Source organism: Arthrobacter sp. NPDC058097 (assembly GCF_042884885.1).
In the GTDB taxonomy this organism is placed as follows: Bacteria; Actinomycetota; Actinomycetes; order Actinomycetales; family Micrococcaceae; genus Arthrobacter.
The window spans coordinates 64,782-86,378 of sequence record NZ_JBHVSZ010000018.1 but is presented as its reverse complement, the minus strand read 5'-3'; the positions used below and the strand labels follow the sequence as shown (position 1 = coordinate 86,378).

General features: G+C 66.7%; 19 protein-coding genes and 1 tRNA gene. 9 read left to right on the top strand and 11 right to left on the bottom strand.

What is annotated here, in order from left to right; all coding sequences use genetic code 11:
• Positions 1-66 precede the first annotated feature (66 nt).
• On the top strand, positions 67-1,545 hold the full coding sequence (dctA, locus tag ACFVTE_RS22890) for a C4-dicarboxylate transporter DctA (RefSeq protein WP_387104689.1): 1,479 nt from the start codon (positions 67-69) through the stop codon (positions 1,543-1,545).
• Positions 1,546-1,732: 187 nt separating this feature from the next.
• Here dctA and ACFVTE_RS22885 read toward each other — a convergent pair whose 3' ends face one another.
• The 3 genes from ACFVTE_RS22885 to ACFVTE_RS22875 are packed head-to-tail and all read right to left on the bottom strand — an operon-like array spanning position 1,733 to position 4,772.
• Entirely contained in the window at positions 1,733-2,125 is a 393-nt protein-coding gene (locus tag ACFVTE_RS22885; RefSeq protein ID WP_387104687.1) for a sterol carrier family protein, read from the bottom strand.
• A gap of 28 nt (positions 2,126-2,153) precedes the next feature.
• Positions 2,154-3,170: an asparaginase gene (locus tag ACFVTE_RS22880; RefSeq protein WP_387104685.1), complete on the bottom strand. Its 1,017-nt coding sequence runs from the start codon at positions 3,168-3,170 to the stop codon at positions 2,154-2,156.
• Between the two features lie 24 nt (positions 3,171-3,194).
• Positions 3,195-4,772: a molybdopterin-dependent oxidoreductase gene (locus ACFVTE_RS22875; protein ID WP_387104682.1), complete on the bottom strand. Its 1,578-nt coding sequence runs from the start codon at positions 4,770-4,772 to the stop codon at positions 3,195-3,197.
• 157 nt (positions 4,773-4,929) lie between these two features.
• On the opposite strand from ACFVTE_RS22875, the gene purD reads away from it, so the two are divergent.
• The gene (gene purD, locus ACFVTE_RS22870) at positions 4,930-6,249 is read left to right on the top strand and encodes a phosphoribosylamine--glycine ligase (RefSeq protein ID WP_387104714.1); all 1,320 of its coding nucleotides are present in this window, start codon (positions 4,930-4,932) and stop codon (positions 6,247-6,249) included.
• Positions 6,250-6,251: 2 nt separating this feature from the next.
• Entirely contained in the window at positions 6,252-7,190 is a 939-nt protein-coding gene (locus ACFVTE_RS22865) for a phosphoribosylaminoimidazolesuccinocarboxamide synthase (protein ID WP_387104680.1), read from the top strand.
• An 83-nt stretch (positions 7,191-7,273) separates the two neighbouring features.
• Here the strand turns inward: ACFVTE_RS22865 and ACFVTE_RS22860 are convergent, their stop codons facing one another.
• A complete protein-coding gene (locus ACFVTE_RS22860) occupies positions 7,274-8,536 on the bottom strand; it encodes a helix-turn-helix transcriptional regulator (protein WP_003797893.1) in 1,263 nt (420 codons plus the stop codon).
• Between the two features lie 133 nt (positions 8,537-8,669).
• On the opposite strand from ACFVTE_RS22860, the gene ACFVTE_RS22855 reads away from it, so the two are divergent.
• Together ACFVTE_RS22855 and ACFVTE_RS22850 are read left to right on the top strand one after the other, a co-directional pair.
• Entirely contained in the window at positions 8,670-8,903 is a 234-nt protein-coding gene (locus ACFVTE_RS22855; protein ID WP_387104676.1) for a hypothetical protein, read from the top strand.
• 100 nt (positions 8,904-9,003) lie between these two features.
• Complete coding sequence (locus ACFVTE_RS22850) at positions 9,004-9,366, top strand: hypothetical protein (RefSeq protein WP_387104674.1); 363 nt, start codon at positions 9,004-9,006, stop codon at positions 9,364-9,366.
• A gap of 144 nt (positions 9,367-9,510) precedes the next feature.
• On the opposite strand, the gene ACFVTE_RS22845 is transcribed toward ACFVTE_RS22850, so the two are convergent.
• The 5 genes from ACFVTE_RS22845 to ACFVTE_RS22825 all read right to left on the bottom strand — a co-directional run bounded on the left by ACFVTE_RS22845 (position 9,511) and on the right by ACFVTE_RS22825 (position 16,727).
• Positions 9,511-9,587: transfer RNA gene (locus ACFVTE_RS22845), tRNA-Pro, on the bottom strand.
• 83 nt (positions 9,588-9,670) lie between these two features.
• Complete coding sequence (locus ACFVTE_RS22840) at positions 9,671-11,509, bottom strand: ABC transporter ATP-binding protein (RefSeq protein WP_387104671.1); 1,839 nt, start codon at positions 11,507-11,509, stop codon at positions 9,671-9,673.
• On the bottom strand, positions 11,506-13,323 hold the full coding sequence (locus tag ACFVTE_RS22835; RefSeq protein WP_387104669.1) for an ABC transporter ATP-binding protein: 1,818 nt from the start codon (positions 13,321-13,323) through the stop codon (positions 11,506-11,508). Before ACFVTE_RS22835 ends, ACFVTE_RS22840 begins: the two co-directional genes overlap by 4 nt.
• Before the next feature lie 120 nt (positions 13,324-13,443).
• On the bottom strand, positions 13,444-14,391 hold the full coding sequence (locus ACFVTE_RS22830) for a metallophosphoesterase (RefSeq protein WP_387104667.1): 948 nt from the start codon (positions 14,389-14,391) through the stop codon (positions 13,444-13,446).
• Between the two features lie 2 nt (positions 14,392-14,393).
• Positions 14,394-16,727: a transglycosylase domain-containing protein gene (locus ACFVTE_RS22825; protein WP_387104665.1), complete on the bottom strand. Its 2,334-nt coding sequence runs from the start codon at positions 16,725-16,727 to the stop codon at positions 14,394-14,396.
• 37 nt (positions 16,728-16,764) lie between these two features.
• On the opposite strand from ACFVTE_RS22825, the gene ACFVTE_RS22820 reads away from it, so the two are divergent.
• The 3 genes from ACFVTE_RS22820 to ACFVTE_RS22810 are packed head-to-tail and all read left to right on the top strand — an operon-like array spanning position 16,765 to position 18,383.
• On the top strand, positions 16,765-16,920 hold the full coding sequence (locus tag ACFVTE_RS22820; protein WP_003797879.1) for a DUF4177 domain-containing protein: 156 nt from the start codon (positions 16,765-16,767) through the stop codon (positions 16,918-16,920).
• A gap of 1 nt (position 16,921) precedes the next feature.
• Positions 16,922-17,455 carry a RidA family protein gene (locus tag ACFVTE_RS22815; RefSeq protein WP_378001071.1) on the top strand — a complete coding sequence of 178 codons (534 nt, stop codon included), beginning with the start codon at positions 16,922-16,924 and terminating at the stop codon, positions 17,453-17,455.
• Between the two features lie 16 nt (positions 17,456-17,471).
• Positions 17,472-18,383: an NUDIX hydrolase gene (locus ACFVTE_RS22810; protein WP_387104661.1), complete on the top strand. Its 912-nt coding sequence runs from the start codon at positions 17,472-17,474 to the stop codon at positions 18,381-18,383.
• Between the two features lie 541 nt (positions 18,384-18,924).
• Here the strand turns inward: ACFVTE_RS22810 and ACFVTE_RS22805 are convergent.
• Positions 18,925-19,602 (bottom strand): Crp/Fnr family transcriptional regulator, encoded by a 678-nt coding sequence (locus ACFVTE_RS22805; RefSeq protein ID WP_003797871.1) that lies wholly within the window; start codon positions 19,600-19,602, stop codon positions 18,925-18,927.
• 192 nt (positions 19,603-19,794) lie between these two features.
• On the opposite strand from ACFVTE_RS22805, the gene ACFVTE_RS22800 reads away from it, so the two are divergent.
• Positions 19,795-20,979: a MarP family serine protease gene (locus ACFVTE_RS22800; RefSeq protein WP_387104658.1), complete on the top strand. Its 1,185-nt coding sequence runs from the start codon at positions 19,795-19,797 to the stop codon at positions 20,977-20,979.
• A gap of 70 nt (positions 20,980-21,049) precedes the next feature.
• On the opposite strand, the gene aroQ is transcribed toward ACFVTE_RS22800, so the two are convergent.
• Positions 21,050-21,526 (bottom strand): type II 3-dehydroquinate dehydratase, encoded by a 477-nt coding sequence (gene aroQ / locus ACFVTE_RS22795; protein WP_387104656.1) that lies wholly within the window; start codon positions 21,524-21,526, stop codon positions 21,050-21,052.
• Positions 21,527-21,597 lie beyond the last annotated feature (71 nt).

Below are 21,597 nucleotides of genomic sequence, written 5' to 3'. Positions count from 1 at the left end.
GTGACCGGGGTTACGTTGGAAACAGACCCCGATCCGGGGCTGTTCCCAATTGATAGGTACAGATCAATGAAGATCCCAGATTCCTCGGCGCTGAAGGCGAGTTCGGCGCCGTCGAAGAAGAAGCCCCTGTACAGGTCGCTCTTCTTCCAAATTCTGATCGCCGTCGTGGCAGGTGTTCTCATAGGGCATTTCTGGCCGAACCTAGGCGCTCAACTGAGGCCGCTCGGTGACGGCTTCATCCAGCTCATCAAGATGATCATCGCGCCGCTGATCTTCCTCGTGATCGTCACGGGAATCTCAGCCGTTGGCGACGTCAAGGCGGTCGGAAGGGTGGGAGTCAAGGCTCTTCTCTACTTCACAGCGGCCACTCTCTTCGCCCTGGTCTTCGGCCTGGTTGTCGGCAACATCGTTCAGCCCGGAGCCGGCCTGAACATCGATCCGAGCACCCTGTCCCAGGAGGCCGTCGACGCCAAGACCGGCCACGCCGTGCCGAAGGACGCAGCAGCCTTCATCCTGGATGTCATCCCCACCAGCGTCATTGGCGCCTTTGCCAACAACAGCCTGCTGCAGGTCCTCTTCTTCTCCGTGTTCTTCGGCGCCGCGATCGTCGTCATCGGCCGCGAGCGGTGCCAGCCGGTGGTCAGCCTCATGGAGACGGTCCTGGAACTGATTTTCAAGATCATGTCCTGGATCATGAAGGTGGCCCCGATCGGTGCCTTCGGTGCCATGGCCTTCATCATCGGCCAGTACGGGCTGGACACCCTCGGCACCTATGCGATGCTAATTGCCGCCTGCTACGGCGCCGCCGTGGTGTTCATCGGACTCCTGTTCGTCGTGGCCTGGAGCTTTGCACGGGTTCCGCTGTGGCAGTTCCTCAAGTACACCCGCGAGGAATTCCTGCTGGCCCTCGGCACGGCGTCCACGGAGGCCGTGATGCCGCGCATCATGACCAAGCTGACCAACGCGGGCTGCTCCCGGGCCACCACCGGCCTGGTGGTTCCCACGGGCTACTCCTTCAACCTGGACGGCGCGGCCATCTACCTGTCCATCTCCCTGCTGTTCCTCGCCCAGGCCTTCGGCCACCACCTGGACCTCGGCCAGCAGCTCGCCGCCCTCGGTGTCCTGCTGCTGACATCCAAGGGCATGGCCGGCGTCCCCGGCTCGTCCTTCCTGGCACTGTCCGCCACGGCGGCCGCGCTCGGAATCTTCCCGGTGGCCGGCGTCGCACTGCTCCTCGGCGCCGACCGGCTCATGGACTCCATGCGCGTTGTGGTCAACCTGCTGGGCAACTGCGTGGCAACCTTCGTGGTCTCCAAGTGGGAGGGCCAATTCGACCGCAGCGTCATGGTCCGGGCGTTCCGCGGCGAGATCACCAACCACGATTCCGCCGTCATGCTCGGTGTTGAGGAGGACTTTCAGGAGCAGGAGCTGGAGCGGATCAGCGGGGGCGGCCAGGCTTCGCCCAAGTTCCGCGGCGGCCCGACCCCCGGTGAGATGCCCGACTTCGAGATGAGCAGGCCGTCGGCAGCCATCAACCACGAATAACGCACCCGGAGTTTTTGTCCAGATAATGGCCGCAAAAGGCCGTTGAAGTCGCGATATCTGGACAAAAACTCCAAAGGATAGAGGGCAGGATCCCGTCCTTGGCTGAGCAGTTCGGCCCGGGGCGGGGTCCTGCCTCTTTGTCTGGTCCTGCCTCTTTGCGTCGAGTTTGAGCCGAGCAAGGCAGCGTTCAGAGGGGGAGGAGGGCTGACAGGTCTGCCCGCAGGCCTGACGCGGCCACGCGTCCGGCGCCCACGGCGTCCGCCCAGCTCAGCCGGCCGGTCACCATCGCCAGCCAGGTGGCGGCGTCGCACTCAATCACGTTCGGGGGAGTGCCGCGGGTGTGCCGCGGGCCCTCCACGCACTGCGTGACGCCGAACGGCGGCACCCGCACCTCCACCGAATTGCCGGGGGCGCGGGCGGTGACCTCCTCCAGGGAGTAGCGGACCGCCGTCGCAATGACCGAACGGGGCACAGCCGGAACTGAGGGGGCAGCGTCCGACGGCGGAACGGCACCTGCCGCCCATTCGTTCAGGGCGGCCTTGCCCTCGGCCGGGTCAATTCTGCGGCGCGCAACAGCCACCGGTTCCTCCTTGAAAAGCTAAAGGACGTTAGTCCAGCAGGGCCGAGACGGCATGGCCAAGGCGGATCTTGCCGACGGGACGGCCGCCGCCGAGGACAGGCTCCACCACCTTCTCGAGCACGCTGGACACGCCCGGGATGTCGACGGCCCCGCAGGCCGCCAGCAGGGTCAGGCCGACCAGCGAGGTGGCCCGCAGGTTGCCGTCGAGCATCTTGAGGGCCACCGAGACCCCCTGGGACGTTGCCATGACCAGGATGCCCTCGGCCCCGATTTTGGCAATGACGTCCAGCTCCTCCATCACGATCGTGTTGGCCTCGCCCCTGCCCTGGACCGCCCACGGATAGTCCAGCATGGAGGTGGCGATGGTGGCCGCGCGGGCGTTGGCGGATTTGTCGGAGGGGGCCTTTGCAAGCAGCGAGTAGGCGCGGGCCAGACCGGTCAGCGAGATGGCCGCCACCGGCGCGCCGCAGCCGTCGATGCCCAGGTGCGCGATCTTCTCGCCGGAGTACTCCTCGATCACGGTGCGGATGCGCTGCTGCAGCGGGTGGTTGGGCTCAAGGTAGCTGTGCGTGTCCCAGCCGTTTTCGGTGCACGCCCACAGGAAGGCCGCATGCTTCCCCGAGCAGTTGAAGGCCAGCCGGGACTTGCCCCGCTCGGACCGGGTCAGCCAGGTCCGTGCCGTCTCGTCCTGCGGCCACGCGGCGGGGCATTGCAGCTGGTCCTCCTTGACGCCGGCGGCCTTCAGCATGCCCTCGACGACGTCCATGTGGTCGAGCGATCCGGTATGGCTGGCGCAGGCGAGGGCCACCTGCGCGCCGCGCAGGGGAACGCCGGACTGCATCGCCGCCAGCGCCTGCAGCGGCTTGAGCGTGGACCGGGCCAGGATGGGGGTGGAGATGTCGCCAAGCTGGGTGACCACGTGGCCGTCCGCGGCGAGGACCACGGCAGCCCCGATGTGGCGGGACTCCACGAATCCGCTTCGTTCAACCACGGCGAGTTCGACGGCGGAATCCACAGTGAACGTGGCGTGCGAATTTAGGGCCATGGCCCAAGTCTATGGTGCGGGCCCCTACACAACCGTGACCATGACCGACTGCCAGCCGGACGCGCCGTCGGGCACGGGATCCGCGCGCTTCTCCGTCTGCAGCTCGCCTGTCCCGTCCGTGGCGCGCACCTTGATGTAGTGCGGGCCGGGCTTGGCGTCCCAGGCAAAGGACCACTGACGCCAGGTGTCCACGGAAGCCACGGCCGAGAGCTCGGCGGCAGCCCAGTCACCGCCGTCGACCTGCACCTCCACCTTGGTGATGCCCCGGGTCTGCGCCCACGCCGTGCCGCCGACGGCCACCTTCCCGGCGGGCACCGTGGCGAAGGATTTGGGCACCTCCACCCGGGCCATGGTCTTGATGGGGCCGCGCTCCGACCAGCCCCGCTGCGTCCAGTAGGCCTTGCTGTCGGCGAAGCGGGTCACCTCAAGGTCCACCACCCACTTGGTGGCGGATACGAAGCCGTATAGTCCCGGGACCACCATGCGCACCGGGTAGCCGTGTTCCAGCGGGAGCGGTTCGCCGTTCATGCCGATGGCGAGCATGGCGTCGCGGTCATCCTGCAGGACTTCCAGAGGCGTGGAGGCGCTGAAGCCGTCGACGGAGGTGGAGAGGACCATGTCTGCGCCGGCAGTGGGCCTGGCCCGCTTGAGCACCTCGCGGATGGGAAGTCCCAGCCACCTGGCGTTGCCGGCGAGGTTGCCGCCCACCGGATTCGAGACGCAGGTGAGGGTCACGTGGGACTCGATCAGGTCGGCGTCGAGCAGGTCCTGGAAGGTGAGCCGGACCTCCTGCTCCACGAGCCCGTGCACCCGCAGTTCCCATTCCTCGGCCTTGATCTCCGGAATGCTGAGGGCGGTATCGATCCGGTAGAAGTCCTTGCCGGGTGTCAGCCACGGCGTCACGCCGGGCGTTGCCGACTGCACCCCGGCGGGCACGGCGTCCGCGGGCCGGGCCGGCGCCGGCAGCCGCAGCGACTCCCGCGCCTGGGCCACATTGCTGCGCGCTGTGCTGAGCAGCCGGCCCCCGGTGGCGGCGAGGCCCGCCGCCGCGGCCGTGAGCCCGGTCGCCGCGAAGAAGGCGCGCCGGGAGGTGGCCGGGCGCTCGGGCTCCTTGGCTGCCACATCCGCCGGCGAGGCAGGAAAGGCCCGCAGCCGCCACAGCCGCGAGACCAGCAGCCGGAGAACGACCAGCCCGGCCGCGGTTCCCACCAGCGTTGGCACGGCATCCAGGGGCCTGACGCCCGCCCGGGTCACCACGCTGGCCACGATCACCGCGCCCATGAACAGCACCCCCGCTGCCCCAAGCCCCCAGCGACGGTACGCCACGACGCCCAGCACGCACGCCAGCACCAAAATCGTCAGGCCCATCCCCGCGAAGAGCGCGGCCTTGTCATTGGTGCCGAACGTCGCAATCGCGAAGTCCTTCAGCCACGGCGGCGTGAAGTCGATGAAGGTCGAGCCCAGGGCAATCAGGGGAGTGGCGCGGGCCGTAAAGAACGCCCCCAACAGTTCCGCGACGGAAAGAACGACGGCGGCGGCGGCCACCCCGGCGAGGGCCGCCAGTGCGGCTGGTCCCCTAAGCCACCTCAAGAGCTTCTTCATGACATGGGTTCGTAGCGGCAGGCCGCCCGGATGGTCCGCCGGCCACAACCGAGGGCGCAGTACAACTGAGGGCGCAGTACAACTGAGGGCGCAGTACAACTGAGGGCCGGGCCTCAGCTTAGGAGCCAGCGCGGTGCACAAAGTACCCTTGGAGACTGTGAAGGTACTCGTCATTGGCCCCGGCGGCCGCGAACACGCCATTGTCCGCTCCCTCCTTGCCGACCCCAACGTCTCGGAAGTCCACGCGGCTCCGGGCAACGCCGGCATCAGCAAGCTCGTCCCCACGCACGCCATCAACGGGAACGATCCGGACGCAGTGGCGGCGCTCGCCACCCGGCTCGACGTCGACCTGGTGGTCGTTGGCCCCGAAGCCCCCCTCGCCGCCGGTGTTTCCGACGCCGTGCGCGACGCCGGCATCCCGGTCTTCGGCCCCAGCAAGGCCGCCGCCCAGCTCGAGGCCTCCAAGGCTTTCGCCAAGCAGATCATGGCCGAGGCCGGCGTTCCCACCGCCATGGCGCTCGTGGCCGCCAACGCGGACGAGGCGGCCGCGGCGCTGGACACCTTCGGCGCCCCCTACGTCGTCAAGGACGACGGTCTGGCCGCAGGCAAGGGCGTGGTGGTCACCAACGACCGCAACGATGCCCTGGCCCACGCCCAGAGCTGCTTCGACGCCGGCGGAACCGTCGTCATCGAGGAGTTCCTGGACGGCCCCGAGGTCTCCGTGTTCGTCCTGTGCGACGGCCGCAACACCGTGGCCCTGTCCCCGGCGCAGGACTTCAAGCGCATCTACGACAACGACGAGGGCCCCAATACCGGCGGCATGGGTGCGTACACCCCGCTCAACTGGGCACCGGAAGGCCTGGTCCAGGAGGTCATCGACCGCATCGCCCAGCCCACCGTGGACGAGATGGCCCGCCGCGGCACCCCGTTCGTCGGCGTGCTGTTCGTCGGCCTCGCCCTGACCAAGCGGGGCACCCGCGTCATCGAATTCAACGTCCGCTTCGGCGACCCCGAAACCCAGGCGGTCCTCGCCCGGCTCAAGACGCCGCTCGGTTCCCTCCTCCTGTCAGCCGCCAAGGGCGAACTGGACAAGGCAGAGGAGCTGCGCTGGTCCAAGGACACGGCAGTCGCCGTCGTCGTTGCTTCAGAGAACTACCCCGACACCCCGCGCACGGGAGACCGCATCCGCGGGCTCAAGAAGGTGGACGAACTGGACGGTGTCCACGTCATACACGCCGGAACCAAGCTCGACGACGAGGGCAAGGTGGTCTCCGCCGGCGGCCGCGTGCTGGCCGTGGTGGCGCTGGGATCCGACCTCGTGGAGGCAAGGGAAAGGGCGTACGACGGCGTGGAGCTGGTTCAGCTGGAAGGCGCCCAGTTCCGCACGGATATCGCAGGCAAGGCCGCACGCGGTGAAATCAAGGTATCGGCCGCCGTCGGGGCCCCGTCAGGCTCCGCATCGGAAAAGAAGGCGTGACAGTGGCTGAACAGGAAGGCCCCCGCGGCCTGGACACCCCGCACACCGAACTGCCCGGCTGGAAGCACGTCTACTCCGGCAAGGTCCGCGACCTGTACGTCCCGGCCAGCGACTCCATCAACGAGCAGTTCGGTCAGGAATGTGTGCTGGTGGTGGCGAGCGACCGCATCAGCGCCTACGACCACGTCCTCAGCAGCGAGATCCCGGACAAGGGACGCATCCTGACCCAGCTGAGCCTCTGGTGGTTCGACCAGCTGGACGTCGAGCACCACGTGCTGGCGTCCACCGTGCAGGACGGCGTGCCGGCCGAGGTCGAGGGCCGGGCCATGATCTGCAAGAAGCTGGACATGTTCCCGGTGGAATGCATCGCCCGCGGCTACCTCACCGGCTCCGGCCTCGTGGAGTACCGGCAGTCCGGCACCGTCTGCGGGATCCCGCTGCCGGAAGGCCTCGTGGACGGCTCCCGCCTGGAGCACGCCATCTTCACCCCGTCCGCCAAGGCTGAGGTGGGCGAGCACGACGAAAACATCACCTACGACGCCGTCGTGTCCATCGTGGGTGATGACATCGCCGCGCGCCTGAGCGAGCTGACCTTGGGCATCTACACCAGGGCTGAGGAGATCGCCCGCGAGCGCGGCATCATCCTGGCGGACACCAAGGTGGAGTTCGGCTACGACGTCGTCAACGGCACCATCACCCTCGGCGACGAGGTCCTCACGCCGGACTCGTCCCGCTTCTGGGACGCCGCCACTTACAAGCCCGGCCAGGCGCAGCCCTCCTACGACAAGCAGTTCGTCCGGGACTGGCTGACGTCCGCCGAGTCCGGCTGGGACAAGGCCTCCGACACGCCGCCGCCGGCACTCCCGGCGGACATCGTGGAGCGCACTCGCGCCCGTTACGTCGAGGCGTACGAGAAGTTGACCGGCCGCACGTTCAGCTAGATTCCGGTGGAGTTCGCATCAAAAGGCGCCCTCTTCGGAGGGCGCCCTTTGTCTTTGCCTTTGCTATGAGACGGCTTCTGCTGTCAGCTGGCTTCTGCGGCGGCGGCGCGGCGCTGGGCGAGCCGGATCTCCAGCACGGCGTCGAGGGCCTGCTGGACGCGGTCCTGTGCACCGGCCGCGCTGAACTCCTTCTGCGCCTCCTCCAGGTGGACCAGTGCCTCATCCGCTTCGCCCGCGGCCTTCAGTGACTTGCCGAGGAGCAGCGAGACCTCGCCGGCCGTGTGCCGGGCCAGGTCGGCGCGTTCGGCGTGGATGTCGCGGAGCTTCTGCACCGCGGCCACGATGTCGCCGGTGAGGTAGAGCCAGCGGGCGCGGATGAACGCCACCTCCAGCTGGTCCGTCTTGTTCCCGCCGACGATGGACAGAGCCAGCTCGGCGCGTTCGATGGCGGACAGGGTCTCCGGCTCAACGATTCCGGAGGAGAGGCGGACGGCGGCCGACGCCTTGTTGAAGCGGGCCCAGAGCTCGATGTCGTTGGCGGGGGAGAGCAGCTTGGCGGCGCGCTCGTGGTGCTTGATGCCCTCCGGGTAGTCGTGCCGCATGAACGCGACGTTCCCGATCACCCAGGCCACCTCGCCGGCGAGCTGGGACATCGAGTGCTCGTCCATCTGCTCGTTCATGTCCTGGCAGTACTTCCAGGCCTCATCCAGGCGGCCGCTCTCGGCCAGGGCGCCGATCAGCGCCCGGAGCGCGCCGATGATCAGTGTAGAGCCCTTGGGCAGCTGCGCGCACAGCTCCACCGCCTTCTCGGCATGTTCGACGGCGGTGCTCAGCTGGCCCTGCCCGTGGCACAAAGCGGCGAGCATCTGGCGCGCCCGGACCCCGAGGCCGGCGGATTCGGTGGCCATCGGGTGCTCGGACAGGTGCTCCATGATCTTCTGGCATTCCTTGAGCTGGCCCTGCTTCATGAGGCATTCGGCCTGCATGTAGGTCATGTTCCACCAGGCGCTGGTGTTCTTGCCGTCGAGGGCGATCCGGGCTGCGTTGGCGGCGTGCTCGGCGGCGAGGGCGTAGTCGCGCAGGTCCCAGGCCTGCCGGGCGTAGAGTCCGGCCAGCACGTATTCGGCGTCGCTGACCGAGATGGGCTGGCTCCACGCCTCGAGCGCCTTGGGCGCGAGCTCCAGCCTGCGGGCGAGCTCTTCGATGACGTCGGCTGTGGGTTCCCGCCGGCCGGTTTCCAGCAAGGAAATGTAGCTGGGGGAGTAAAGATCCTTGCCCAGTTCGGCCTGGGTCAGTCCGCGTTCCAGCCGCTCAGCGCGGAGCTTCTCCCCGAATCCGTTACCCACTGGGGTTCCTCCTATTCCGGACAGCCTTTGTACAGAATGCTTGACACCCTCTGTGGAAAACATTTTACAATGTATGTCAACAAGGACTGTGCTGACTTGGTAACGAAACCGACTCGTATTGAGGAACTCTCACATGTTGAAGAAGATAGCAGCCGCTGCCGTTTTGGCGGGGGCCCTCGCATTTTCTGCTGCGGCTCCCGCCGTTCTGTCTGCAGGCCCGATCGCGGACAACGCGGGCAGCTCGGTTGCCATTGGCAACTGGCCGGATCCGATGCGCGTCAAGGACGTGAACAAGACCACTATCGGCAATTGGCTTGATCCCATGGTGTCAGAGACTTCCATTGGCAACTGGCCTGATCCCATGTAAACAGCTTCCATGAGAAGAACGGTCCCGGAACATGCGCACATCATGTTCCGGGGCCGTTTTTCTTCCCAAAAGCAGCAGCCGTAACTAAGGAGTGGGGACCATGACACGGATGGTGCGGAGAGCGGCGGACGGCCAGCAGCGGGCCTTTTTTCTCTGGACCATCGCTGGAACGTCGCTGATCGTGGCGGCGGCTGCCGGTGCCGCCATAGTTGAGGTGTTCCAGGGAGCGGCGGACGGCGGAACTTTCGTCTGGGGGATGATCGGCCTTGCGGCGCTGTTTGAGTCGTTGGTGCTTTTCGCCGTCGGCCTCCGTTTGCGCCACCGCTACCTGAACCAGGTCCAAAGCTACGACACCCGCGGCGATTACCTGGCGGATGACGGATCCCGTCGGCCAAGGATCCCATTGCTGGGTGATGGGCAGGCCACCCAGAACATGAGCCACCAGAGCCTGGACGGCAATTGAATCAGCAGGCACCCAAGTAGGTAGCACGTCAGGGCGTTCCCAGCCCTGAGAACGCCCACAACTGCTACTTAGTTGGGTGGGCGCGAGCCGCAACCGAAGAAACAGAAAGAGGGCCTCCCCGTGGGGGAGGCCCTCTTTTCCTTGTGGTCGGGATGACAGGATTTGAACCTGCGACCTCTTCGTCCCGAACGAAGCGCGCTACCAAGCTGCGCTACATCCCGATCCGTTGCTGCGAAAGCAACTGAACAAGAATATCCGATACTGGGCAACAAGTGAAATCGAGGTCCGGCAAGGACCAGCCGGCTCAGACCAGCGAGTCCTTCCAGGCGCTGTGCAGCCGGGCGAAGCGGCCGTCGCCGCTGATCAGCTCGTCCGGTGTGCCGTCCTCCACCACCTGGCCGTCATGGACCACGAGGACCCGGTCTGCCGTTTCCACTGTCGATAGCCGGTGCGCGATGATCAGCGCCGTGCGGTCACCTGCCGGACCCTTGCCGTCCATGCCGCGCAGCAGCCCGGCGAGCCCGCTCTGCACGAGCCGCTCTGAGGGGATGTCCAGCGAGGAGGTGGCCTCGTCCAGGATCAGCACTGCCGGCCGCGCGAGGAACGCCCGCGCGAAGCTGATGAGCTGGCGCTGGCCCGCGGAAACGCGGCCGCCGCGCTTGTTGACGTCGGTGTCGTAGCCCTCGGGGAGCTCCATGATGAACTCGTGCGCGCCCACGGCCTTCGCGGCCGCCTCGATCTCCTCGCGCGGCGCGTCCGGCCTGCCGAGAGCGATGTTGTCCGCCACCGATCCGCTGAACAGGAAGGCCTCCTGGGTGACCATCACGATGTTCCGCCGCAAGTCCGCCGTCGACAGCTGCCGGACGTCCACGCCGTCGAGCATCACCGACCCGGCGGAGACGTCATAGAAGCGGGCAATCAGCTTGGCCAGCGTTGACTTGCCCGCCCCGGTCTGGCCCACCAGCGCCACGGTCTGGCCCGCGGGAATGGTGAGGCTCAGCGCGGGGATGACGAGGGGGCCGCTGCCGTAGCGGAATTCGACGTCCCGGAACTCGACGGCGCCGCGGGCGTCGCGCAGTTCCACCGCGTTCCGCGGCGGGCGAACCGTGGGCACCTCCTCGAGCAGGCCCGAAACCTTCTCCAGCGCGGCCTGCGCGCTTTGGAAGGAGTTGTAGAACATGGCCATCTGGTCCACGGGCTGGAAGAAGCGCTTGGTGGAGAGCATGAGGGCCAGCAGCACGCCCACGGCGAGGTCGCCGGTCAGTACGCGGAAGCCGCCGAACAGCAGCACGGCGGCCACGCAGACGTTGCCGATCAACACCAGGCCGGGCTGGAAGATGCCGTTCAGGTTGATGGAACGGACCGTCGCCTGCCGGTAGTCCTCGGCAAGTTCGCTGTAGCGTGCGGCGTTTGCCCGCTCCTTGCGGAAGGCCTTGACCGCGCGGATGCCCGTCATGGTCTCGATAAAGTGCACGATCAGCCGGGCAGAAACCACCCGGGACTGGCGGAACGCGATCTGCGAGTGCTTCTGGTACCAGCGGGCCAGGAAGAACATGGGCACGGCCGCGGCCAGCACCACCAGCCCGCTGCGCCAGTCGAGGGCGAAGACGGTGACGGCGGTGAACACCATGAACAGTGCACCGGAGGCGAGCGAGCTGACACCCGAGTCCAGCAGCTCGCGCAGCGCCTCGAGGTCCGAGGTCTGCCGGGCGATGATCCGGCCCGAGGTGTACTTCTCGTGGAATTCGAGGCTGAGCCGCTGGGTGTGGCGGAACACCCACAGGCGCAGGTCCAGCAGCATGGCCTGGCTGAGCTTCGCCGTCGAGGTCACGTACAGGGCGGTCAGCCCGGCCGCCGCGAGTGCCGTGACAAGGTAGGCGGCCCCGGTCAACACCAGCGGCAGGTTGTTGCCGGCGCGGAGGGCGGGCAGCGCGTGGTCGATGCCGAAGGCGATCAGAGCCGGGCCGGCCACCCTGGCAGCCTGCGACAGGACCACCGTGGCGATGGTGAGCCAGAACCTGAGCCGCACGGGACGGATCAGCGATCCCAGCAAGGCGAGCGACCGGCGTCGTACTGCCTTGCTGTCGCTCTTGCTCAGGTTGGCGTTGTCCTCGTTGGCAGTTCCGAAGGCTGTGGCGCTCATCGGCTGACCTCCTCTGCGTCGTCGAGGGCGGACAGCTCGGAGTCCAGGTCGCGCGGCTCCGTGTCCAGGCTCGCGATCACGTGACGGTAGTGGCTGTTCCCTGCCAGCAGTTCGGTGTGGGTGCCGACGGCGGCGATGCGGCCGTCCTCCAGCAGCGCCACCCTGTCGGCCAGCGCCACGGTGGACGGCCGGTGGGCGACGATGAGCGTGGTGGTTCCGGCCAGCACCTCCCGCAGCCGGTTTTCCACGAGCTCCTCCGTGTTCACGTCCAGCGCGGACAGGGGATCGTCAAGGACCAGCACGGAGGGCCGGGCCGCGATGGCCCGGGCCAGGGCGAGGCGTTGGCGCTGCCCGCCTGACAGGCTCAGGCCCTCCTCACCGATCAGGGTGTCCAGCCCCCCCGGCAGCGAGTAGGCGAAGTGCGCCTGCGCCGTGTCCAGGGCCTCCGCCAGGACCTTCTCACGGGTGTCGGCGTCCGAGGACTGGACGCCGAGCAGCACGTTGTCGCGCACCGAGCTCGAGAAAAGGGTGGTGTCCTCGAAGGCCACAGCCACGAGGGTGCGGAGCTCCTCAACGCTGAACGCCCGAAGGTCCACGCCGTCGAGTTCGATGGAACCGGACGTGACGTCATAGAGGCGTGGCACGAGCTGCAGCATGGCACTCTTGCCGCTGCCGGTGATGCCCACCAGCGCCATGGTTTCGCCCGGACAGATGTCCAGCCGGATGTCCTTCAGGACCGGCTTGTCCGGGGCGTCGTCGAAGGCGAACGTGACGTTGTTGAAGCTCAGGGCACCCTTGACGTTGGCCGGGCGGCGGGGTTCCGCCGCGCTGGTGATGGTGTTTTGCGAATCCATGACTTCGAAGTGCCGGTCCAGCGCCGTCTTTGCCGTCAGTGCCATGGCCATCAGCATGCCCGAGAACTCCACGGGCGCGGCGATGACCGCGGCGGTGGCGAAGAACGCCACGAGGGAGCCGATGCTGAGCTGGCCGCTGGCGGCGAGCAGGATGCCCGTGACGAGGCCTGCGCCCAGAGCCAGCTCGGGCAGGAGCGTCACCACCATGCTGAAGACTGCCTGGTGCCTGGCCTTGGCGATCTCCGTCTGGCGCAGTTCCTCGGCCTGGCCGTTGAAGGTTTCCAGCGCTTCGCGGCTGCGGCCGAAGGCCTTCAGGACGCGGATGCCGTGGACGGACTCCTCAACGGTGGTGGCGAGGTCGCCCGCCTGGTCCTGGCTGCGCCGGGCAACCTTGCTGAAGCGGGTCCGGAACCGGAAGCCGTAGACCATTACGGGTCCCGCGGCGGCGAGGAAGATCAGGGCCAGCTGCCAGCTCATGGTGAACATGACGACGACGCCGATCACCACGGTCAGGGTGGTCACCACCAGCATGATGGCCCCGAACGCCATCCAGCGCCGGATGAAGTTGAGGTCCGTCATGGCACGGGAGAGCAGCTGGCCCGAGCCCCAGCGGTCGTGGAAGGCGACCGGCAGGTCCTGCAGATGGCCGTAGAGCGAGACCCTCATCCGGGTCTCCACGGTGGTGGCCGGGTTGATCACGAAGGTGCGGCGGAGGGCAACCAGCACGGCTTCGGCGACGCCCAGGGCCAGGATGAGGCCGGCCGAGCTCCACACGGCTCCGGCCGTTGCCCCGGGGCGGAGGGAATCGTTGATGAGTCCGCGCAGCACCTGCGGAATGGCCAGGGCAACTACACTGGCCAGGAGCGCGGACAGCAGGCCCATGATCAGCCGCGGCAGGACCGGCTTCACATGCGGATAGAGACGGCTGACGGATCGAAAAAATGAACTCTGCTTGGCCATGCCCGCTTCTCGAACTGATGTAGTTTCCCGTAGCAACTACCCTATGCCATGGCCGGGACGCTTCGCAGGTGACCTGTCACCGGAGGACCAACAGCCCGCCGGGAGACAGCGGGCCGGCGGTCAGGCGCGCGGGGTGAGCGTCAGCAGAACGGCCTCGGGCTTGCAGGCGATGCGGACCGGTGCAAAACGCGAGGTGCCGATCCCGCCCGAGACGTTGACCGGCGTCGTGCTTCCGTTGCTGCTCCAGTCGTGGAGGCCCTTGGCCCGCCAGGTGGGAATGTCGCAATTGGCGACGACGGCGCCATACCCCGGGATGCAGAGCTGGCCGCCGTGCGTATGGCCGGCCAGGAGCAGATCCGCGCCGTCCTCGGTGAAGTGGTCCAGGACCCGTTGGTACGGTGCGTGGATGACCGCAACGCGAAGGTGGTCCTGGGCGTTCTGGCCCCTCGTGCCCCGCGGCCAGCCGGCATACCGTTCGCGGTTGAGGTGCGGATCATCCACGCCTGAGAAATCGAACCGCAGGCCGTTCAGGACCACGGACTGGTGCCGGTTGGTCAGGTCGATCCAGCCGTTCATGCCGAAGCCCGAGCGCAGGCGCGGCCAGTCGAGTTCCTGCCGGTCCGGTGCTGCCTTGGAGGGGCCCACCAGGTAGGCGGCGGGGTTCTTCAGCTTGGGCGCGTAGTAGTCGTTGGAGCCCGGAACGAACACACCCGGAAACTCCATGAGCGGCGCCAGCGCATGGAGGAGCGGGTCCACGGCCTTGGGGTGGCTGAGGTTGTCACCCGTGTTTACCACCAGATCCGGCCGAAGCGCAGCCAGCGACTGCAGCCACTCCGCCTTGACCTTCTGGCCCGGAACGAAGTGGATGTCGCTCAGGTGCAGGATCCGGAACGGAGCCCGGCCAGCCGGAAGGATCGGAACGGTCTCCTCGCGGAGCACGAACTGGTTCTTCTCCCACAGCCCGTAGGCTGTGGCGGCGAGGGCGGCCGCGGTTCCGGCGCCTGCGGTGACGGCAAAGCCGCGCCCGATGCTACGGACGCGGCCTGCCAGACGTGAAAAGTCAGCCACGGTCAGCCGTTCCCCTTGGTGCTGTTGCCGTTGCCATTTCCGTTACTGCTGTTGTTGCCGGTGCCTCCGGTGCTTCCGCCGGTGTTGCCGCCGTTGTTCGCACCGGTGTCTCCGCCGGTCGAGGGGTTGTTCGGGACGGTGGGCTCGAACTGCGGCGTGCCGTACAGCAGGTTCGACGGCGGTTCCGGGAAGGGTTCCGTGCCGTAGGCCGGTGCGATCTGCGACATGAAGTTCGAGAACATCGGCCCGGCGATCATGTAGCCGTCGATGCCGGTGTAGAACTTGCCGTTGATGGTCACGTTCTGGCCGGCGCGCTGCTGGTTACCGAGTGGGTCACCGAACCACGCTGCCGTCGCGAGTCCCGTGGTGTGTCCGACGACCCAGGTGGAACCGTTGTTGTTGGACGTACCGGTCTTCGCCGCGATCGGGAAGTTGGTCAGCGTGGAGATCCGCGGCTGAATCAGGGAACCTGACCCCTCATTCAGGACCTTCTGCAGCGCATAGTTCACGCCGCGTGCCACCTCGGGCTTGAGCGCGTCCCGGCAGGCCGGAGACTGCGCCGGCAGCTGCGCACCGGTCTGGTCGGTCACCGAGGTGATGGCGATCGGGGCACAGTACTTGCCGTCATTGGAGAACGTCGCAAAGGCGGCGGCCATGGTCAGCGGCGCCGTCTGCCTCGAACCCAGCAGGTTACCGATGGTGGTCATGGTGATCTTCGGGTTCGGATCCACCACCGCGTTGGTTTCCTTGTCGCGGGCCGGCAGTCCTTCATGCAGTCCAACCGCGTCCACAACCTTCTGGATGCCGCACAGGTCCAGCTGGGAGGCCGAGGCGAACGTTGCCGTGTTGATGGAGTTCTTCAGGCCATCCAGCACGCTCATCGGCCGGTAGTAGTTCTCTTCGGCGTTCTGCAGGTCCTCCGTGCCGTTGGTGCTGTCATACCAGCCCACCGTGGGGGTGGGGCAGGTGTTCTGCCACGGGAAGTCCTGCGGGTACCGGCGCTGGGCGGCATTAACGATGGTGTTCATCGACTTGCCCTCGTTCAGCCACTCCGCAAATGTGAACGGCTTCATGGTGGAGCCCGGCTGAGCGCCACCCAGGCCGTTCAGGTCGTTGCCCTGGTCGTCGTACTGGTCAACGCTGAAGTTGATCTGCGAGTCGAACTTGCCCTTGCCCGCAAACCACGAGGTGTTCTGGGCCATGTTGGTGATCTTGCCCGTGCCCGGTTCAACGGACACCAGGGCGGCGCCCCACTTGTCCGGGTTCGTGCCGGCGGCGGCGTTCACCTGGTCCTGGGCGGCCTTCTGTGCCTTCGGGTCCAGGGTGGTCTTGATGGTCAGGCCGCCGCGGAACACCTTCTTCTCACGTTCGGTGGCATCCGCTCCGTACGCCGGGTTGTTCAGCAGAAGGTGCAGGACGTAGTCACAGAAGTACGGGGCGGTGGGCGAGTAGGCGCAGCCCTGCCGCGCCGGCGTCACCTTCGGCTTGACCGGGGTTGCCACAGCCGCGGTGTACTGGGCCTTGGTGATCTTGCCGTGGGTGAGCATCGCACTCAGCACCAGGTCCCGGCGCTTCTTCGCGTTGTCCGGGTTGGTGATCGGATCGAAGGCCGACGGGCTGTTCACGAGGCCGGCGAGCAGCGCGGCCTGGGGGAGCGTCAGATCCTTCGCGGTTGTGCTGAAGAAGAACTTGGAGGCGGCCTCAATACCGTACGCGTCACGGTTGAAGAAGACGATGTTCAGGTAGCCCTCAAGGATCTGTTCCTTGGTGAATTTCTTCTCCAGTGCGATGGCGAGCTTCATTTCGCGGAGCTTGTCGCCGACGCCCTTGTTGACGCCGTTGAGCTTGATCTCGTCGGAGTTGCCCTCCGCTTCAAGGTTGGCGTTGAGGACGTTGTTGACGTATTGCTGCGTGATGGTGGACGCACCCTGCTTGTTGCCGCGCGCCGTGGCGACCAGGGCGCGGAGGATGCCGGTGGTGTCCACGCCGCCGTGCTCGTAGAACCGGCTGTCCTCAATGGAGATCACCGCGTCCTTCATGAACGGGGAGATCTGGTCCAGCGGAACGCGGGTGCGGTTCTCCGCGTACAGGTTGGCGATCACGCTCCCGTCCGCGGCCAGGACCTTGGTGGACTGGCTGGGCGGGTCCACCTGGAGTTCAGCGGGCAGGGTGTCAAAGAATTCGATCGAGCCGCTGGCTGTGCTGCCCGAAACGGCCGCTGCAGGAACCAGCAGGCCGGCCACGAGGACGCCACAAATAGCGCTCACGCCAAGGAAGCCAAGAATTTTTCCTAGGGTGGTGGCCGTGTCGAATATGGGGTTCTTACGAGTCGCCATGTTCTCCAGTTTACCGGCAACGATTAGGCTTTATTTCATGACCAAATGGGAGTACGCCACGATTCCGCTCATCATCCACGCCACGAAGCAGATTCTGGACCAGTGGGGAGACGACGGCTGGGAGCTTGTTCAGGTAGTTCCCGGACCCGACGGCAACGGCCTTGTCGCCTACCTTAAGAGGGAGAAGCAGTAGCATGACCACCCCCCAGGAAACCGCTTCCAGCGCTGATCTGGCGCCATCGTCCGCCGTCGAGCAGCGTCTCGCCGAGCTGGGACTGACCCTCCCGGAAGTTGCCGCCCCCGTGGCCGCATACGTGCCCGCCGTCGTCTCCGGCAACCACGTTTACACGTCCGGGCAGCTGCCGTTTATTAACGGCAAACTCGAAGCTACCGGCAAGGTGTCCGCCGGCACCGAGGGAACCTCGGACGAACCAACTGTGTCGCCGGAAGACGCGAAGGCATACGCCGCCGTCTGTGCCGTGAACGCCCTGGCCGCCGTGAAGAGCGTCATCGGCGACCTCGACCGCATCACGCGCATCGTCAAGGTCGTGGGATTTGTCTCCTCCGATCCCTCCTTTACCGGCCAGCCCGGCGTCATCAACGGCGCGTCCGAGCTCCTGGGCCGCGTCTTCGGTGACGCAGGCCAGCACGCCCGTTCCGCCGTCGGCGTTTCAGTCCTGCCGCTCGACTCTCCCGTGGAAGTCGAACTGATCGCCGAATTCAGTTAGGGAGCAGTAGGTTCCTTTGCCCCAACTAGCACGCCGGCTCTTTGCCCTTCCTCCCGACCTTGAAGGGGCGGCAAGAAGCTGGCTCGAACATGGCGAGCGGACTCCCCGCAAGCCCCGTTTCGCGTCCTCCGTGGTGCTCCTCCGGGATTCGCCCACGGGCCTGGAAACCTGGCTCGGTTACCGTCCGGGAGAGTCGCCGCTGGGCGTCGTCGCCTTCCCGGGCGGTTCCCTGGATGCGTCCGACGACGACGCCGTCGGCTGGTTGGGCCCCTCACCCCAGCACTGGGCTGAGCAGATGGGAACGGACGACGTCGGGCTCGCCCGCCGCCACGTGGTGGGCGCAGTCCGCGAACTGTTCGAGGAGACCGGCGTGCTGCTGGCCGGCCCGGACCTGTCCTCCACCGTGGAGGCGACGTCCACCGCCGAGTGGATGAAGGCCCGGGAGGCGGTGGCGTCGCAGGAAAAGTCGTTCACCGAGGAGCTGGCCAAACGCGGCCTGTCGCTGCGCACCGACCTGCTTAAGCCGCTTGTGAACTGGCTCAGCCCGGACTTCGCGCACCGGCGCTTCAACACCCGGTACTTCGCCGCCACCGTCCCCATGAACCAGCAGCCCTCCATCCTGGAGAGCAAGGGCGTCTGGGGCCGGTGGGTGTGCGCCACCAAGGTCATCGCCGAACGCGACACGACCCTCCTGGGCGATGAGGTGGGCCAGGAAAACACCGTCGGCCTCACCCTCGGCCAGCTCATGGTTCCCGGCTCGGAAATCATGCTCGAAAAGATGGCCAAAGCAAACGGCTGCATCGCCTACCTCAGCTACAAGCGCACCCCGCACGTCTACCAGCCCCGGCTCGTCGACGAAAACGGGACGCTCATGCTCGAAGTCGAGGCAGCCAAAACAGTAGCCGGAGAGCCCCAGCGCGAGCGGTAAACCCCGTCTCTGGATCCTTCCGCTTTAGTCACCTCCGCCGGGCAGCGGCCCTTCGCCGTCGCTTAGACACGACGCATAGGGGCCCCTCCGGTCGCTGAGCGACCTCCGGACCGCGATGCGCCGCGATGCGCTCCTACCCGAAGGCCCGCAGCCCGGCTCGTGCGTATCTCACCAAACGCTCTCGCAGATCCTGTTGCTTTTTTCCGAACCCTCTCGCCCTGCTGATCGAGCTTGTCGAGATCAAGGGTCCGGCCAGCTAGTTTCGACAGGCTCAACGAGCGGACCATCTTGCTCAACCAAAGGGAATTTCCCAACCACCGGCTGAGGCGGATTGCGGGCCTTCGGAAAGGAGCGCATCGCGACGCATCGGACCTTGGAGGTCGCTCAGCGACCGGAAGGGTCCCTATGCGTTGTGTCTAAGCGACGCCGAAGGCTCGCCTTCCGCCGGTGGTGAGCTGGAAGCGAAAGGCCTTCCGCCGGTGGTGAGGTTAAATAGCGAAAGGCCGCCCCGGACGAGCAGGGGCGGCCTTTGGCGTGTGAGTTAGCGGGAGCGCTGGCGGAGGCGCTGCATGTCCAGGATCACGACGGCGCGTGCCTCGAGGCGCAGCCAGCCGCGCTGGACGAACTCGGCGAGAGCCTTGTTGACGGTTTCGCGGGAGGCGCCGACCAACTGGGCCAGTTCCTCCTGGGTGAGTTCGTGGGCGACGAGAACACCGTCGGTGGCGGGACGGCCGAAGCGGTCGGCGAGGTCCAGGAGGGCCTTGGCCACGCGGCCTGGCACGTCGGAGAAGACCAGGTCGGAGAGGGAGTCGTTGGTGCGGCGGAGGCGGCGGGCCAGGGCCTGCAGCAGCTGGGCGGAGACCTCGGGGCGGGTCCGCAGCAGGGAGTTCAGGCTTTCGTTCTTGAGGCCGGCCAGGCGGGTCTCCGAGACGGCGGTGGCCGTGGCGGTGCGGGGGCTGGGGTCGAACAGGGCCATCTCGCCGAAGAGCTCACCCGGGCCGAGAATGGCCAGCAGGGATTCGCGGCCGTCGGGGGAGGTGCGGCCAAGCTTTACCTTGCCGGAGACGATGAAGTAGAGCTGGTCACCCTGGTCGCCTTCGCGGAAGACGGATGCGCCGCGGGACAGGTCGACCTCGGTCAGTTCGTCCGTCAGCAGGCGGAACGCGTCGTCGTCCAGCGTGGCGAAAAGGGGTGCGCGGCGCAATACCTCGATGTCCATGAATTCTCCTGAGTAAAAGTGTCGTCTGGGGCGCTTGTGCCATTGTTTCAGAATTTTCAACGTTCTGTGACGTACTTGGCAGCTGAAACGCCCTAAAAGACGCTGCGAGACCAGCGTAGGCTCCGCCGATCCACGGCAAACTGTCAGACTCCGCCAGTAGAATCGGGGCTTAGCTGCTTTTGAGGAGACCCGGTGTTTGGCCTGACCGTTCTGGACCTTGCGTTGATTCTCACGCTTTTGTCCTATCTGATCTACGGCCTGCGCAACGGCTTCCTGGTGACTGTCGGCGGCCTTGCCGGCTTCGCGGCCGGCGCCGTGGCCGCTTTCCTCTCCGTCCCGCTGGTCAGCGACTTCGTGGAGGACAGCGGGTGGCGCCTGACCGCCATCATCGGCACCGCCGTCCTGCTGGTGGTCCTGGGCAATGCGCTCGGCACCATGATCGGGCGCAGCATCCGCAGCGCTGTGCGCATGCAGCCGCTTCGGGCTGTGGACAGGCTCATCGGCGGTGCCGTGAACCTGGTCGTGTCCGCGCTGGTCATGTCCATGCTGGCCTTCAGCATCAGCTCACTTGGCGTGCCCTTCGTGTCACAGCAGCTGGCCGAGTCCAAGGTGATCCGTTTCATAGACGGACTGACGCCCAACCCGGTCAAATCCGCCATGGCACAGCTGCGCTCTGCCGTGATTGGCGACGGCATCCCCACGCTCATTGAGGGCATCGGGCAGGACCAGCAGGTTCCGGTTCCGAACGCCAGCACGGACACTCCGGCGCTGAACAGGGCAGCCGGTTCGGTCCTGAAGATTGCCGGCACCGCCTTCCAGTGCGGGCAGAACCAGACCGGAACAGGCTTTGTTGTGTCGGCCGGACGCGTGGTGACCAACGCGCACGTTGTGGCAGGCGTTTCGCAACCGGTGGTGGAAGTCCCCGGCGGCGGAGCCATGCCCGGCAGGGTGGTGTACTTCGACAGCAAGCGCGACCTCGCGGTCCTGGCGGTAGATGGCCTGCCCACCGCAGCATTGCCGCTGAGCTCCGACCTGCCCGCAGGAAGCGCCGCCGCCTTTGCCGGCTACCCGCACGGCGGCCCCTACCAGTCCAAACCGGCCACCGTGCAGGGCATTTCAACCGTGCTGGTGCCGGACATCTACGGCAACAACCCCGTTCCCGACGAGGTGTACAAGCTTGCCGGCGACGTCCAGCCCGGCAACTCCGGGGGGCCGCTGCTCACCACCAACGGTGAGGTGGCGGGTGTCATCTTCGCGAAGACAACGTCCAATGCGGCACTGGGCTTCGCGATACCGATGATCGACCTCCGGCCGGTGGCTGCAGAGGCGCCAAGCCTGTCCAGTCCCGTGTCGTCGGGGCAGTGCATCCAGCAATAAGGGCATCCGGTGCCGAAGTGCCGGTACCACTCTGCGGTGCCGGAGCCGGTAGACCCCGCCGCCGGCATGCTCAGGCCTTGCCGGCATTCAGGTCGGCGAGGTATTCCACGGCGAACCGGTAGCCCAGGATCCCGGCGCCGGCGATCACGGCCTTGCTGATGTCCGAGAGGTAGGAGTGGTGCCGGAATTCCTCGCGGGCGTGCACGTTGGTGATGTGGACTTCCACCGCGGGGAGCTGCACCGCTGAGATGGCGTCGCGGATGGCCACCGAGGTATGGGTGTACGCCCCGGCGTTCAGTACGATGCCGATGGCCTTGCCGCGGGCGGCGTGGATTGCGTCCACCAAGGCGCCTTCGTGGTTGGACTGGAAGCACTCGACGTCGAGCCCGCGGGCGGCGGCGGTGTCCTTGGCGAGCTGTTCGACGTCGGCCAGCGTGGCCGTGCCGTACTTTTCCGGCTCGCGGGTGCCGAGGAGGTTCAGGTTGGGGCCGTTGAGGACGAGGATGGTGCCGCGGCCGGCTTCGGTGGCAGAGGGGGCTTCAGTCATGACTGCAAATCTATCGCGTCGGCCTGCCGGTGTTTCGAGGGCGGGGCCTTCGTTACGGAAACGCGGCGCCC